11 protein-coding genes are annotated in these 16,928 nt (G+C 40.8%); 5 read left to right on the forward strand and 6 right to left on the reverse strand.

Annotated elements, in window-relative coordinates:
- Positions 1–772 precede the first annotated feature (772 nt).
- The 4 genes from ATH1_RS0105905 to ATH1_RS0105920 all read left to right on the forward strand — a co-directional run bounded on the left by ATH1_RS0105905 (position 773) and on the right by ATH1_RS0105920 (position 6,555).
- On the forward strand, positions 773–1,822 hold the full coding sequence (locus tag ATH1_RS0105905; protein ID WP_010418881.1) for a hypothetical protein: 1,050 nt from the start codon (positions 773–775) through the stop codon (positions 1,820–1,822).
- Positions 1,823–1,831: 9 nt separating this feature from the next.
- Positions 1,832–3,619, forward strand: a complete 1,788-nt coding sequence (locus ATH1_RS0105910; RefSeq protein WP_010418884.1) for an aminopeptidase P family protein — start codon at positions 1,832–1,834, stop codon at positions 3,617–3,619.
- Between the two features lie 27 nt (positions 3,620–3,646).
- Positions 3,647–5,089, forward strand: a complete 1,443-nt coding sequence (locus ATH1_RS0105915; RefSeq protein ID WP_010418887.1) for a redoxin domain-containing protein — start codon at positions 3,647–3,649, stop codon at positions 5,087–5,089.
- Positions 5,090–5,532: 443 nt separating this feature from the next.
- Positions 5,533–6,555, forward strand: a complete 1,023-nt coding sequence (locus ATH1_RS0105920; protein ID WP_010418892.1) for a DUF4465 domain-containing protein — start codon at positions 5,533–5,535, stop codon at positions 6,553–6,555.
- 19 nt (positions 6,556–6,574) lie between these two features.
- Here the strand turns inward: ATH1_RS0105920 and ATH1_RS0105925 are convergent, their stop codons facing one another.
- The 6 genes from ATH1_RS0105925 to pta form a co-directional block, all read right to left on the reverse strand.
- Positions 6,575–8,755: a T9SS type A sorting domain-containing protein gene (locus tag ATH1_RS0105925; protein ID WP_010418895.1), complete on the reverse strand. Its 2,181-nt coding sequence runs from the start codon at positions 8,753–8,755 to the stop codon at positions 6,575–6,577.
- 109 nt (positions 8,756–8,864) lie between these two features.
- Positions 8,865–9,941, reverse strand: coding sequence for a butyrate kinase (gene buk / locus ATH1_RS0105930; RefSeq protein WP_010418900.1), 1,077 nt, complete (start codon positions 9,939–9,941; stop codon positions 8,865–8,867).
- Positions 9,942–10,046: 105 nt separating this feature from the next.
- Positions 10,047–10,943 carry a bifunctional enoyl-CoA hydratase/phosphate acetyltransferase gene (locus tag ATH1_RS0105935; RefSeq protein ID WP_010418903.1) on the reverse strand — a complete coding sequence of 299 codons (897 nt, stop codon included), beginning with the start codon at positions 10,941–10,943 and terminating at the stop codon, positions 10,047–10,049.
- 57 nt (positions 10,944–11,000) lie between these two features.
- Complete coding sequence (locus tag ATH1_RS0105940; RefSeq protein WP_010418905.1) at positions 11,001–12,218, reverse strand: acetate/propionate family kinase; 1,218 nt, start codon at positions 12,216–12,218, stop codon at positions 11,001–11,003.
- Between the two features lie 11 nt (positions 12,219–12,229).
- Positions 12,230–13,189: a 3-hydroxyacyl-CoA dehydrogenase family protein gene (locus ATH1_RS0105945; protein WP_010418907.1), complete on the reverse strand. Its 960-nt coding sequence runs from the start codon at positions 13,187–13,189 to the stop codon at positions 12,230–12,232.
- 400 nt (positions 13,190–13,589) lie between these two features.
- Positions 13,590–14,591 carry a phosphate acetyltransferase gene (gene pta, locus ATH1_RS0105950; RefSeq protein WP_010418910.1) on the reverse strand — a complete coding sequence of 334 codons (1,002 nt, stop codon included), beginning with the start codon at positions 14,589–14,591 and terminating at the stop codon, positions 13,590–13,592.
- Between the two features lie 593 nt (positions 14,592–15,184).
- Here pta and ATH1_RS0105960 point away from each other — a divergent pair.
- A complete protein-coding gene (locus tag ATH1_RS0105960; protein ID WP_010418916.1) occupies positions 15,185–16,462 on the forward strand; it encodes a replication-associated recombination protein A in 1,278 nt (425 codons plus the stop codon).
- The last annotated feature ends 466 nt before the right edge of the window (positions 16,463–16,928 follow it).

Raw genomic sequence — 16,928 nt, forward strand, 5'->3', positions numbered from 1 at the left:
TATCCATTTTATTTTACTCGGTCAGTAGTGATAAAAATAATAATTCCTTTATTTACATAAACTTTAAACAAACAAAAACTTGATATGGTCAGGTAATTACCGTAGGAGGCGTTAATTCTTAACAAGCTAAATTTCAACTTTTTATGGAAAAACATCGGACATGGCATAAGCCATGGCTTGTGCCATGAAAATAGCGCGAAAAATATTTTTTAGCAAATTTTATTTTAGCTTGCAGCAATTCAGCAATTAGATTTTTTTCACTTTCTGGTAAAATTAGTTCAAGTTTGGGACAAAACATTGGCTTTCCCGGTATAATTAAGTTACCCGTGGAAGAAGACTCCCGCAATATGTGCTTTTTTATAGGCAAAAAGTTTTAGCAAAAGTTTTTCCCTGATTCACGGAGCAGGGCATCCCCATTTGTTTTTCATTCCAATCTGATTTGGAATTTTCCTGATTAAGGTTCATCAGCTCTGGTTCAATAATGGCTACCTCTGTCATGAAACTTTACACATATCCATGATGCTTTTGTTAAAATACAAGCGTTCTTATCAAATTTAATTTTAGAATAGTTCACTATTTCCTGCCTTAATTCTGTCTGCGGTTGCTTGTATTATTTGCTATTTGAGCATCTTATGACGAAAACTTATTAATAACGCAGTTTAAGTTTCATTTCGGGCCATGTAAAATTTCCCTTCTCCTTGCTTTTTCCTAACTTTAGCCCTGAAATATATTTTGCTGTATTGCGCCCGGGAAAATAATTTAATATCCGATAATGAGAAACATTTTTATATCTGTTATTCTGACCATTAGTGTACTAATCAACCAAGACACAACAGGTCAGGAAAATAAATTAAACCAGTATTCGGATGAAAAAGAGTGGATATTTTCGTCCGATGAATATGATGGTGTTGAAATATACAACCGCCACGGGGATATTATTATCTCTCCAAGCCAGGGAGACACACTTGCCGTAAAGGTCATCATAAATGTTGAATCCGACAGTCGGAATTCAGCCGATGAAGTTCTTAAGAAAATTGATATTGAAGATTCTCAAAATGAAGGAAGGGCTTATTTCAGGACTTCTTTTAGCGAGGATTTCTATTCAAATTATGCTTTTAAAATCACATACGAGGTATTGGTTCCGGTCAAAAACACATTGAAACTGAACAATCAGTTTGGAGATATAAGACTTGCCTCGCCCACAACTTCTCTGGATATAACGTTGAAATACGGAAATCTGAGTCATGAAAGTGCCGTACCCATTGATACCGTACGGGGAAGCCTCTCCTTTGTTAAGGCCGGTTTTAACAAGACAAAAGTATGTGAACTTGATCTCAATAATACAGATATTGCGATACAGGAAGTTGATAAAGGCACCTTTACCGGGCAGTATTACCAGCTTGATATCGCCGATGCCGGTTTAGCCGAAATTAAAGGCAAAACCACAAGGCTGAATATCTCAAATATCAACAAAATTAACATTAATGGTGATTTTTGTTTCGCCTCGGTCGAAAAAATTGAAGAAGCCGGCCAAATAGAAATAACAAACGGATTGCTGATTATTGGTAGTGTCGGAAATCATCTGAAAGAACTGTCGATTGCCAATTCCAATGCCCCTGTAAATCTTACCCTGCCGGAATCCCTTACTTATAATCTTCATGGTGAAGTTTCCAACGGACAGTTTATACATTACAACCGGAAAATGTTCCGTATCGTCAGCGACCATGAAAAAACATCATTTTCGGGCAGTAATTCGGATGACAATGAAGGCGCATCAATAGTGCTTTTCAATGAAAATGCCGGCATAAACATAAAAAAATAATAATTCAATATGTCAGACTATTCAGAGAGAATTCAGGAACTGCGATCAAAGATGGCAGCCAAAGGCGTAGATGTATGTATTATTCCGGGTAGTGATGCCCACATCAGCGAATATTTATCAGACCACTGGAAGATAAGGGATTATTTATGCGGTTTTACCGGTTCGGCGGGTACCCTCGTGGTTGGGAACGATTTTGCCTTCCTGTGGACCGATTCCCGGTATTATCTTCAGGCCGAAGAACAACTGGCCGGAACAGGTGTAAAGCTTGTAAAAGAAGGACTTCCCGACGTACCCGGTTACATCGACTGGATAGCCGACAACTTGTCGGCAGGCAGCAAGGTAGCCGTCAATGGCACTTGCTTTTCGGTTGAAAAAATAAGGGAAATGAGCCAAGTTTTTCATAAAAAGCAGATACAACTTGAAACCCGCTACACACTTGCGGAAGATGTTTGGACCACCCGACCCGCCATTCCCGATAATCCCGTAACCGAACATCCCGAAAAACTGGCCGGCCTTTCACGAACCCAAAAAATTGAAATGGTTCGCAGTGAGTTGAAAGAAAAAGGTGCTACTCACTATGTTACCGGATCACTTGATGAAATTGCATGGGTCATGAATCTCAGAGGCTCCGATGTCTCCTTCAATCCCGTTTTCCATGCTTTCCTGATTATTTGTCAGGACTATGTTTCACTTTATATCAACCCGAACAAACTAACCTCGGCCATTGGTAAGAAACTCTCCAACGATAAAATACGCATTAGTTTATATGGAGATATCTATACCCATCTCAAAGAATTACCCGATCATGCCGTTGTTTTTATTGATCCTCAACGAAATAATTTTACAATGTTTTCCTCAATACCGGCTTCCATACCAAAAATTGAAGGAACAGGTATAATAACGGCTCTGAAATCTGTAAAAAACGACGTGGAGATAGAAAACATCAGGAAAACCATGATTGAGGATGGCGTTGCCATGGTCAGATTTCTGAAATGGCTCGAAGAAACCGTGCCATCGGGTTCTGTCAGTGAACTCTCCGCTGCCAGACAGTTACTTGAATTCAGAAAACAATCCCCGGATTTCCAGGGAGAATCGTTTAATACCATTTCAGGATACGGCCCTCATGGTGCCATTGTGCACTACGATGTTTCTCCAGAGTCGGATGCAAAACTCGAAAACAAAGGAGTATACCTGCTCGATTCGGGAGGGCAATATCCTTCAGGAACCACCGATCTTACCCGTACTATTGGTCTCGGCCCGGTTGATGATCAAGTTAAAAGAGACTATACACTTGTACTGAAAGGACACATTGCTTTGGCGCGTGCAGTCTTCCCCACCGGAACCAGGGGAGTGCATCTTGATATTCTGGCCAGGCAGCCCCTATGGAAAAACAAATTGAATTACGGACACGGAACCGGACATGGAGTAGGCTATTTTCTCAACGTTCATGAAGGCCCTCAAAGCATAAGACTGCAGGATAATGGTATTGAACTAAAGCCTGGAATGATAACATCCAATGAACCAGGAATATACCGTACGATGGAATATGGCATTCGCATTGAAAACATAGTGCTTTCGCGCAAAGCAGGCGACTCTGACTTCGGCACATTTTTTGAATTTGAAACGCTGACTTTATGCCCGATAGATAAATCTTTAATTATTAAAGACATGTTGACCGATGAGGAAAAAAACTGGCTTGACAGCTATCACAAAAAGGTTTTTGAACAACTTTCTCCAAAACTGAATGAAAAGGAAAAAGAGTGGCTGAAAGAAAAGACAAAAGCCATTGACTGTTGAACGATAATATAAAACCAACAATCTCCTATGAAACTGTTAAAAGACTGTTTATTTTTCTTTTTGATAGCCTTTATTCCTGCTATCGGTAATGCTCGGAATCCGGAAGAACCTGGCCATGAAATAGAGGTCACCCTCAACGGATTTCGTGATACCACGCTAATTCTGGGACATTATTTCAACCAGCGCATGTATGTCGATGATACCACGCGCATCGATTCGAATGGTAAAGCTGTTTTCGCCGGACAAAAGCCGCTGCCTGGAGGAATTTATGTCGTTTACCTTCCAAATCAAAGATATTTTGATCTCCTGATTGATGAAGACCAGCATTTTGAAGTGAAAGTAGATACTGCAGATATGGTCTCTTCCATGCAGGTAACAGGCTCGGAACAAACAGCCGAATTCAACAAATACCAACGCTTTATAATAGAAAGACAGAATAAAGCCAAGGCATTACAGCAGAAGTTGCAGGATACAGACCCCGACAGTGATGATGGTGAAAAAATCAAAGAACAACTGGAAAATCTTAACCAGGAAGTTAAAAACAAATGGAAGGAACTAACAGAAGAAAATCCGGGAACACTGTTGGCTCTTTTCATCAAAGGAATTCAGGAAATTGAAATTCCCGGGTTCGATATTCCTGAGGGAACAACTAATCCGGATTCTATCCTTCGAATAAAGCGATATCAATATTACAAAAATCATTATTTTGACAACATAGACCTTACTGATGAAAGAATATTGCGAACCCCCTTCTTTGGCCGGAAAGTTGAAAATTATTTCTCCTCTGTTTTACCACAAATACCTGATACTCTTTTAAAAGAGGCCATCAGAATCATTGAGATTTCAAGACCTGCTCCCGAGGTTTTCCGTTTTCTGGTCAGCGATCTGTTTAATTATGCCAACGACAGTCAAATTATGGGAATGGACAAAATGCTCGTTGGCCTGGCGGAAAAGTATTACCTTTCAGGCGACGCTACATGGGCGGATGAAGAGTTTCTTAACAAACTGGAAATAAGGGTGAAAGAAATAAAACCAACCCTGATAGGCAACAAAGCCCACGACCTCAAAATGCAGTCGTACAATGGTCAGTATTTCAGGTTACATGAGCTCACTTCGCCGGTTACCATACTGGTTTTCTGGGATACCGATTGTGGTCACTGTAAAAAGGCTATTCCAAAGCTCAACGAAATTTACCAGGAAGAACTAATGGACAAAGGCGTCGAGGTTTTTGCCGTCTATACCCAGGGCGACCAGCCCGAATGGACCAAATTTATTGAGGAACACGGGCTGTATGATTTCATCAATGTCTGGGATCCATACCGTCATACCGGATTCAGGGATTATTATGATATTAAAAGTACACCTACCATTTATGTTTTAGGTGAAGATAAAAAGATCATTGGCAAAAGAATTGCAGTAGAAGATTTGCCCGGATTTATCGATCATTACCTTAGTACAGAAGGTCGTTAAATTTTTAGATTTTTGGTTTTATGAAACGAGCATGGCAAGGTTTGTCACAAAAGAACATGTATAATTAACCTCTAATCATCTAAGAAACCAAAAACAGGGAACAGATTCTTCGTCGTTACCTCCTCAGAATGACATTAGACAGTCTGTCATTCTGAGCGGAGCGAAGAATCTACCATCAATTAAAGTATGATAAATTGCATCAGACCAATAACTTAGACTAATTTTATACGGATGAAACGAGCATGGCAAGGTTTGTCACAACAAGAATATGTATAAGTTCTTGCATGCGAGTTCCATCCGACCTTAATAAATAAATTTTATACTGATGAAACTATCAACTTCATCATTCATACCTGTTTTCCGAAAAAGACAAAAAGTGTGTCCAAGGAATACCGGAGAAATCGTGGAAGGCAAAAGAAGACCAGGGAAGAGACGGGTAAGTTGTGGCCGGTTTTCAAAACCAAAACTTCAGGCTTGTTTCATTTTCCTCTCATTATTGTCGTTTTCATGGCTGTTTTTTTGCCTGCACAGAGGAAGAGAAGACCATCCCTCCCCCCGAGATATTTTTGGCCAACAGCGGGCGGGAAATAGAAGTAAATCTTGGAGATACCATATCCTTACAACCCAAAATTACTTACAACTTTGACGCCAGCTACGAATGGAGGAAAAACAATGTCGCATTGGATCACACCGGACAGTTCTTACTTGATACCGCTAACAACCTTGGTAGCATTGAATATTTTTTCAAAGTAACAACCCCCTATGGCAGTGATTCAATGGTCATTCCGGTGGATGTAATTATTCTTGCAGATTTTAATAGCCTGGCCCTCTCAACCAAAGTGGATACTTTCTGGATCGGATCGGACGCCAAAGAAGGTTTCACTCATAAAGAACTGTTTTTTCCAAACCAGTACACCAATGATACTATCTGGGAAGGATTTGGCTACAGTAACATGGGTAGTAAATCTACAGTGATAGAAAATATTGAACCCTTCAGTGTTTACAATATCCAGAATAAAGAAGATTATTTTGTACTGGTACGTGTACCAAAAAAAACGGATCGGCCTGCTCCAACCATTCATTTTAATGATGACCGGGAACATAATCTGAAATCAATAGATGTTAATAATACCACACTCGGTCACTATTTGATGGATTTCGGTACAGATGAGTTTGAGAGAATGGGAGGGCAGGGAAGTGAAAAACCTGACTGGTGTAAATTAACCATTACCGGCATCAATGCAAAAGGAGAAATTACTTCGTCGATAGACTTCTTTCTCGCCGACTATCGCTTCGATAACAACAAAAGAGATTATATTATCGAGGAATGGACAACAATAAAACTCAGTGAACTTGGTACTGTCAACAAAATTCAATTCTCTCTTTCGAGCAGCAAAACCAACGATGACGGTGATATGATAACGCCTGAAATGTTTTGCATCGACAACCTGAAAATACTGAACTGATTGTTAACGGGATTCCGTATTAGCGAACAATCAGTTTAGAAACAGAAGTTTTTCCGTTGACTCTGAGCTGAAGAAAATAAACTCCTGACTTCAAACGCTTTGAAAAGATAAACTGATAACGATTTTGGTATATGACTATGTTTTGGGTCAATACCAATTTCCCGTTCAGGTCAAAAACAGAAATTTCTCCTGTCCCGTCTTCGGTGTAATAAATATAGGTATAACTTGCAGCAGGATTAGGAGCAATGGTGAAGTGTTCGGGCACCAACACATCGCTGGAGTCGGTAAAAACAGCATTACCGACAAGTGCATCGATCCAAACCATCGAAGGAAGATCACCACTCAAATCAGGATAGGGTTGCCATCCTAAGTCCGGAGATTTCAGATATAAAGAATTGCTGGTTTTACTAAGATATGCCTGATAGACAGCAAACGAATCAACCGGCGCAATGTAATCATTGGAATAACCGACAAAAAAAGGCCCCGAAAAAGAAACCGGCTGATCAAACAACACCAGTATCTCTTTGTCGGCTTCCCCATTTATTTTCACATTATTTTTACCCCCTAAAAGCAACTCCGGTTTGTTCAATCCCGACCAGATTTTTATATCAACTTCTCCGTCATCTGCCACGTAATTTTTCCCGGGTACTAAAAAAACTCCATATATCTGACCCGAAATAAATTCATCAAATTTTTCGGCCACATCGGTAATATTAAGACTGTTGGGGCCTGTCCATAACCCGCCTTCACCTGTAATTTCCTGAACCTGAGGAGTCCCGTTATCAGGAAAATGAGATACCCTCAGCATACCAGTTCCTACCGGATCATAGCCGGGAAGGCTGGTCAAAGCTTCACCGGAAGGGTTAAGCCAGACATCAACACGTGCCGTATCTTCGGGTAAATGATCCCATATCTTGTTTAACCGGATAAAATAATCATTCACCGGATTACTACACGTAGCAGCTCCTCCCGAAAGAGACCCGATAAATGCACCGTTGTCAAGAAATAAACCTGCTCCCGAGGAACCGGGTTCGGTAGTTCCATCGGCCCATTCGGCCACTTTCCAGTGAGAATCATTCAAAAAAGTATTTCCAAAACGGGACGTCGCTGAATATGATGCCACAACCGGAACTCCTGAAGAAACAGCCACTTTTTTAACGTCCCCGTACGGATGATGAACCGAATGCACCACGCCCGAGGGTAATGTGGTCAAATCCCAACCGGAATAGTAAGTTCGAAAATAATCAGGGGGATATTCCGACATTTCGAGCAGGGCAAAATCCAGCTGGTCGGCAAAAGCACGCAAATCGGAACCGGAAATACTTTGAATTTTACTTCCATCAATAAATGTCTGACATTGAGGAACTTCATAATTAAAGATGACAACTACCGACTCCGGAGAAATCTCTGAACCAAGACAATGCCCGGCTGTCAAAACATAAGGGGTACCGTCGTTATTGGTATTATTGAGTAAAGTACCACTGCAATATTCCGTACCATTGACAATTACCTCACAAGCAGACCTTCCGTTTTGTAAAAAAGTATCATTATCGAAACAGGTAAGATCGGTATGACAAGAACCGCTGTCACCAAAATTTCCTGTTTTCGATGAAAAAACATCAAAAACATTAAGAAAATCATGATTGACCGCACCAATTTTCAATTTTGTTGCATCCTCCCCTATTTTATTTCCCCTCCATTCGATGATTATTTCATCGCCCGGAACGGGTGCGGTGGCCAATCCACCCCAGTTTTTGTTATTTTCTGTGGTTAATGCACCTAAAACATAACTACCGGAAGGATTGTAAATGAAAAGAGAATCGCCCGGCTGAAGTTGAAACCGGTCAAAAACAACATTAAGAGAATAAGCACCGGACGATTTTATCCTTAATTGCCAATAGAGACGACCATCATCAAGAACGGTCGTTATTCCCGAATTGTCAGGCGTCAGTTCCACAAAATTCGGATAAGCAAATCGCAAGGGACGACCTTTCCTATTGTTCATCAGTTCGTTTTGAACATATTCCCTGGAAGGCGGTTGAAAGCTGACAACAGATTCCCGGTCGCGAAATACGGATGTACCAACTCCTTTCAATGTCTTGCCGGCATCCATCATCAAAGGTCTTCCGCCATGACTGATTTGTCCGGAAATTAACGATGTAAGAATAAATAATACCGTAAAAACAAAAATGCGTAACATCCCTTGATTTTTTGTTTGAAACGTGTCAAAACCAAAAAAGTTTCTGAAACAGGCAAAAACAAAGTTTCAGAAACTCTTGCAGAATTTATCTATCTACCGGAAGTTCTGGTTAATACTCTTTGCATTCCATTTCTCCTTTCAGAACTTCAAGCGCATTCATAGCCAGTGCAGACATCTCATCTTCACCGGGATAAATTTTTATATTTCCTATCCAGTCGATATATTTACGGATGTAGCCTACCACAGTATTGTTCTGTGCCATACCGCCGGTAATTAAAACTGCATCTACTTCACCTTGTAATACAGAAACACATGCTCCGATATTTTTCGCAACCTGATACGACATGGCATGAAGCAGCAATTCGGCCTTTTTATCTCCGTTAAGGGCTCTCTCTTCTGCTTCATGAGCCTGATTGGTTCCCAGATGTGCCATCAACCCGCCTTTGCCGGTCACTTTTTTTCGCATTTCATCGTGACTGTATTTTCCGCTGAAACACATATCAACAAGCCCTCCGGATGGCAATGTGCCGGCTCTTTCGGGCGAAAACGGCCCGTATCCGTCAAGTGCATTATTGACATCAATAACCCGTCCTTTATAGTGGGCGCCAATTGATATCCCACCACCCAGGTGAGCCACGATCAGATTCAGTTCTTCATAATTCTTTTCCACCGAACGTGCATAGTTTCGTGCCACCGCCTTCTGATTAAGTGCATGAAATATGGATTGTCGCGGTAACTCCGGAAGACCGGTGATCCGGGCAACGTCATGCAACTCGTCAACAACTATAGGGTCTGCAATAAAAGCTCTTGCATTTGGAAGACTTCCGGCAATGTCGTCGGCGATCAATCCGCCCAGATTACTGGCATGTTGCTGTTTCCCGCTACGACTTTTCAGATCGTTTTTCATCTTTTCATTCACCTCATAAACACCCGACGGAATAGGGCGAAGCAATCCGCCACGCCCCACCACGGCATTAATACTTTCCACCTCAATACCGGCATGTTTCAATTCGTTAAGCACCGCTTCTTTACGAAACTCATACTGGCTGGGGATATCGTCGTACTTTGCCAGCTCTTCGGGCGAATGCCGTAATGTTTTCAACAATACTGATTTGATGTTTTCGTAAACAGCAATCTTTGTAGATGTAGATCCCGGGTTAATAACAAGAATTTTAAATTTTTCCATAATGGTGATTACAAATTATTTTAATAGCTTATGTAGCCTGATTAAGAACACATGTACAAGATTTGCGGGTGGTCCGAAAATCAAAAAAGCTTTCAGTAAAAGATATCAAGCCAAAACAGCAAGCAGGATGCTGTAAAATTTACTCTCCTCAGTATCACTTCTTGATGTCAGCACTATAGGCGCAGAAGCACCTAAAATAACGGAAGCAACTTTAGCATTGGCAAAAAAGACCAGGCTTTTATATAAAACATTACCAACTTCAATATCGGGCATTAAAAGAAGGTCCGTATCACCAGCCACTTCACTTTTTATGTTCTTATGATGCGCACTTTCAAAACTAACGGCATTATCGAAAGCAAGGGGGCCGTCAATGATACAATTTTTTATCTGGTCGCGCTGATTCATTTTACTCAATAAAGCAGCGTCGGTAGTAGCCTGCATACTTTCATTCACCATTTCTATAGCACCCAGAACAGCTACTTTCGGTCTTTTAATACCAAGCGTATTCAGGTATTGTACCGAATTCTCCACTATGCAGATTTTATCGCGCAATGTGGGAGCTATATTCATGGCAACATCAGTAACCGCAATAAGCTTATGATAGGTGGCCACCTCAAAAAAGGCCAAATGGGATAATAATCTTCCGGTTCGAAGCCCCCAATCTTTGTTAAGAACACCCCGCAAAAGCACCGGCGTGGAGACTTTACCTTTCATCAGCACATCGGCTTTTCCGTCATGTACCATTCGAACAGCAATTTCTACACACTTTTCAGGATCAGATTCCCCGATGAAAGTAGAATTACCAAAATCATATCCCCTCTCTTCAATAATGTGGTACGTCTCTTCCCTGTCGCCAATCAAAACAGGAGAAATAAAGCCAGCTTTATAAGCTTTGTAAAGGGCATTCAATGAAAAATTATCCTGCGAAACAGCCAGAGCAAGCTTCTTTGCCGGCTTTGAAGGATCAATCTGATTTTGTAAATCCGACAGATGTTTAAACATACTCAATCCTTAATGTGAATAGAACATATATACTTCTCAACCTATTAACATCTCAACCTACCTGTTCGCAAGTCCCTCAACAATATTTTTGGTATCCTGGGCAATTACCAACTCTTCATTGGTTGGTACAACCATAACTCTGACCTGACTTCCTGAACTACTGATGTCCATCTCCTTGCCACGTAGCCCTTTGTTTTTTGACTCATTAATCTTAACACCCAAAAACGACAATCCTTCGCAGGCTTTACTTCTGACTAAGTCTCCATTTTCGCCGATTCCCCCCGTAAACACAAGAATATCAACACCTCCCATAGCAGCAGCATAGGCACCTATATACTTTTTAATGCGATATCCGTACATTTCTATACCTAACCTGGAATTTTCGTCACCTTTCCCGGCAGAATCTTCAATTTCTCTCATATCGGACGATATACCAGTAACACCAAGCATTCCACTATGCTTGTTAAACAAAGTAGAAGCAGACCGGGTACCTATATTTTCTTTATCCATGATGAATGTTACAGCACCAACGTCAAGATCGCCACAACGGGTCCCCATCATCAGTCCCTCAATTGGTGTAAATCCCATGGAAGTGTCCACAGATTCTCCGTTTTTTATTGCTGCAACGGAAGCTCCGTTTCCAAGATGACAGGAAATTATTTTCTGAGTGTTGAAATCTCTGTCGAGCAGTTCACAGGCACGCCGACTGACATAACGATGGCTGGTTCCGTGAAATCCGTACCGTCGGATACCATACTTCTTATAAAGGGCCTGAGGAATTGCATACATATATGCATATTTGGGCATAGTTTGGTGAAAAGCCGTATCAAAAACCCCTACCTGGGGAACATCGGGAAGCAAAGATGATATGGCATTAATCCCTTTAAGATTGGGGGGATTATGTAAAGGAGCAAGCTCAATACACTCTTCCATCTTTTTTATTACCTCGTCTGTAATAAAAACACTGGAGTTAAACATCTCTCCACCATGAACAACCCTGTGGCCTACTGCATCAATTTCATTCAGATCATCAATACAGCCGTGCCTTTCACTTATCAAGACACCAAGAATATAATCGATGCCTGTCTGATGGTCGAGAATTTCACCCTCAAGCAGTACTTTCTCTCCCGAAGATTTTTCATGTTTAAGGAAAGACCCCTTGAGTCCCACTTTTTCAACTCCTCCTTTTGCCATCACTTCCCGGGTGGAATCGACCATGTTAAACAACTGATATTTAATTGATGAGCTTCCGCAATTAAGAACTAATACCTTCATTTCTAATATCTTTACTCTTCTATTTTATTTCCGTTGGCATCATATTTAAAAAACCCGTGTCCTGTTCGAACGCCAAGACGCTTGGCCCGGACAAGCCGCTTGATCAAAGGTGAAGCCTTGTATTTTGGTCCTCCAAACTCTTCGTAGAGATTTTCCATCCATTTTTCCACCTTATTAAGTCCAATGATATCAGCCATCTGGAACGCACCATATCGCATCCCCATTCCAATTATCATCGTTTTATCGATATTCTCAGCGGTAGCAACACCTTCCATCAATGCTTCACAAGCCTCGTTCAGAAGGGTTACAAACAGACGGATACTAATCAGTCCGGCCGACTCTTCCACAGGAATTACTTCCCTGTTGATAAGCTTAACAAAGGTGCAAACCTTTTTATATACCTCATCGGTGGTATAAAGTCCCTTCACCACCTCGATAATACGAGCCTCGGGAGAAGTAACAAAGAAATGAAGACTAACACAGCGATCGGGGTATTCCAGTTCACTGGCCAGCTCGGTAATTATGATTGTGGTTGAATTGGTTGCAATAATGGCATCGCGGTCAACCACCTGCTCTATTTTGTGAAAAACATCTTTTCGAACATCGATACTGCGTAGGCCGGTTTTCTCATCAGCCCGGATGGCTTCAATCACAAAATCGGAACCGGCAAGATCCTGAAAATCAAGAGACCCTTTAATCCGGCCCATAATGGCTCGTTTTTCACCAGAGGTCAACCCCCAGCTCTCTATTCGGTTGTCAAGTTCCCTGCTGATGTTGTCCAGCGAATTCTGAATTTTTTCTTCGCTCAACTCAATAAAAACGACCTCAATCCCATGCCATGCTGCAATACGAACTATATTCTGACCTTCCTTCCCGCAGCCTACAACACCAATTTTAGAAAACAGGGTCTTGACACGCCGTTTGGCACTTAGTGCATACCTTTCAATGGGTTCAACAACAATTTCTGCCATTTCTACATTCTTCTTTTTTGTTTTTCGGAAAAAGACTATATAATAGATCGTTAGATCGTTAGATCGTTAGATCGTTAGATCGTTAGATTATCAGATATAAAATAAATCTTACAGGCCTTATAACATGCATAAGTGCAGTATAAAAAGCCTTCAAACTGCTGATTTTTACCATTTTTACCCCTGACCCCTAAAGGGGAACTGCTAAAAATCAGCAGTTTGAAAAAGTCCCCGTTAGGGGATTTAGAGGTCAAAAGGCTTTTTAGACTGCGCTCATGCATTTTTGTTGCAAAAAATTTATTGTCATAAACATATTACTATCAAATGCTTGTAATGGTTTAACGAAATATGCTGTAATAGCAAATAAAAAAGACCGGGGAATTTCCGGCCGGGAACGATAAAATTATTTACCTATTGCCTGGTTGGCAGTAATTGCTACCAAACTAACAATATCGCTAACCGAACAACCTCTGGATAAATCATTAATAGGTGCTGCCATACCCTGCAAAACAGGCCCGATGGCTTCTGCATGAGCAAGCCTCTGAACTAGTTTGTAAGCAATGTTACCGGATTCAAGCGAGGGGAAAATAAAGACATTGGCTTTTCCGGCAATTTCACTGCCCGGGGCCTTTTTATGTCCAATTTCGGGAATCAATGCGGCATCAACCTGCAGCTCGCCATCAATTTTAAGAGAGTGGTCTTTTTGTTTGGCCAGTTCAGTAGCCTTTACTACTTTATCCACCATTTCATGTTTGGCACTTCCTTTTGTAGAAAAGCTCAACATGGCGATCCGGGGTTCAAAGCCAAGAAGATTTCTGGTGGTTTGCCCGGTAGAAACTGCAATCTCAGCAAGTTCCTCAGCCGTTGGATCCGGATGAACCGCACCATCTGCAAAAATAATAATGCCATCCTCCCCGAATTCTTTATCCTTGAGAATCATTATAAATGCACCCGAAACAACGCTAATGCCCGGTTGAGTTTTAACAATCTGAAAAGCAGGACGCAAAACATCGCCTGTAGCATTATCAGCGCCGGCAACTTCACCATCGGCATCACCATTCTTGATCATCAGAACCGAAAGATAAAGGGGATCCTCCACAAGATTCGACGCTTCTTCATGCGTCATTCCTTTATTTTTTCTTACCTCAACAAGCAAATCAATGTATTCACGCTTTTTGGGATGGTCTGCAGGATCAATAATTTTAGCCCTGTTAATATTTTTCAAAACCAGGCGACGACTTTCCTTTTCAATGTCTTTCGGGTTGCCGATAAGAATAATGTCAGCAAAACCTTCTTCCAGAACCTCATCGGCAGCTCTTAAAGTTCTTTCTTCGGTTCCTTCGGGAAGAACGATTCTTTTCTTGTTTTCAGCAGCACGTACTTTTATTTTGTTCAGAATATCCATAATTTGAAATCTATTTTATTTTTTCCGCAAAATTAGCAGAATTGCCATGATTTTACCTGCTTTTTATCATCATTTAATATGTTCCTCAGCAGACTTAAAAAACTTAAACCAAATATTATTTTTTGTCACATTGTTTTGAATTTACGGTACTTTTTTCAATTTTCCAAACATTTTGTTTAGAAGAAATTCAGAAAAAAAAAGTTCTCCCGGAAAGTGCCGGTTGCAATGCCTGCCCTGATATTATCGGAGACTTGCGAAGCCGCCAAAACGGAGTCCCGAATGTGCTTTTTGTTGGTTTTTTTGAAAAAATATTACAAAAGCTACTTCTGAATGAGTATTTTAGCGACAAGCGTAACACTAACAAATGGGACTTTATAGACAGATACTATTTAGCCACTTCATATTTTCTTAACTTTGTCAACAAATAATGAGTACGGTCCAAAAAGCATCTTTGTTGCCAAACCCGTTGTTGTTTTAAATTTTTGCATCCTCATTAACAAAAAGTTAACTCCGGTACAAAAATTTAAAACGCCTTGATTTTGACAAAAATATGCTTTTTATACCGCATTCATTAATAAAAAAACTCCCTTTTTATGAATGGATACCCCCCTCTTGCAGAACGGATGCGACCACGAACACTTGATCAATACATTGGTCAGAAACATCTGGTTGGTGAAGGATCAATATTGTATCAGATGGTTACATCAGGAAGGGTTTCTTCTATTATTTTATGGGGACCTCCCGGTGTTGGAAAAACAACGCTGGCAAGGATAATTGCTCATCAGCTTGAACGACCATTCTTTGTTCTCTCCGCTGTAAGCTCAGGAGTAAAAGATGTACGTGAAGCGATTGAAAAAGCCAAAAAATCAAGATTTTTCAACTCGGCATCTCCCATCTTATTCATTGATGAGATACACCGGTTTAGTAAATCACAACAAGACAGTCTGTTAGGCGCTGTGGAAGAAGGCACTGTTACGCTGATCGGTGCCACCACAGAAAACCCTTCATTCGAAGTTATTTCTCCCCTTCTTTCGCGTTGTCAGGTTTATGTACTGAAACCCCTCGAAAAGGAGGACTTAATGGTACTGTTCGATCGTATATGTACGGAAGACCCGGTATTAAAAAACAGGAAAATAGAATTGAAGGAAGATGATGCTCTTTTTAGATTTTCCGGAGGCGATGCAAGGAAATTCCTTAACATCATTGAGCTGATCAGCAACTCTTTCACCGACGAAGAAACCATTGTGATAACCAATGAGAACGTAACCAGAAACCTTCAGCAAAACCCGGCTCAGTACGACAAAAACGGCGAAATTCATTACGACATCATTTCGGCATTTATCAAGTCGATTCGCGGCAGTGATCCCGATGCGGCTGTTTACTGGCTGGCCAGAATGGTTGAAGGTGGCGAAGACCCCAAATTTATAGCCCGGCGATTAATCATTTCGGCCTCTGAAGATATCGGATTGGCAAATCCTAATGCGTTATTGCTGGCCACTAATGCATTTGAAGCTATAAATATGATAGGATGGCCCGAAGCAAGAATCATTTTGAGTGAAGTAACCATTTACCTGGCTACAAGTCCTAAAAGCAACTCTGCCTATATGGCCATCAACAATGCTCAGGAAGTAGTACGAAAAACCGGAAATCTTCCCGTACCTTTGCATCTGCGCAATGCTCCGACTAAATTGATGAAGCAACTCGACTATGGCAAAGAATACAAATATGCACATGACTTTAAAGATAATTTTGTAATTCAGGATTATTTACCTGACCAAATTAAAGACACGAAACTATTTTTTCCTCAGGATAACCAGCAGGAAGCAAAAATTGCAGAACGAATGAATAAACTTTGGAAAAGTAAAAAATAAGAAGGCTATTATGATTATAATTGAAGGCAATTATCAATGACCAATACCTATCCGTCAGGAAAAGATTAATGAGCAAAGCAGGTTAAGATTGAGGTTGAGGTTTAGGTTGAGAATTCACCACGAATGACACAGATGAGCACAGATTATTTCAGGAACCAATTATTACTGATCAATAGAGGTTAATTAAGGTGGAGGTGGAGGGTTCACCACAGAGGACACAGATTTGATATGGATTATTGTCCAATTAACCATTATGCCGGATGAGATTCTTCGCTTTGCTCAGAATGACAAGAAGACCACTCTTGTTATTCTGAGGAGGTACAACGAAGACTCTTTCAGGTTATCAAGTACAAATAAAAAAATGAGGCGAGTCTCAAGTAATCGGGACGACTTCCATTCGACCAATAACTTAGACTAAATTTTATACTGATGCAACGAGCATGGCAAAGATTACCACAAAAGAACA

Origin of the sequence: Anaerophaga thermohalophila DSM 12881, assembly GCF_000191885.1 — a bacterium.
Classification (GTDB): Bacteria; Bacteroidota; Bacteroidia; order Bacteroidales; family Marinilabiliaceae; genus Anaerophaga; species Anaerophaga thermohalophila.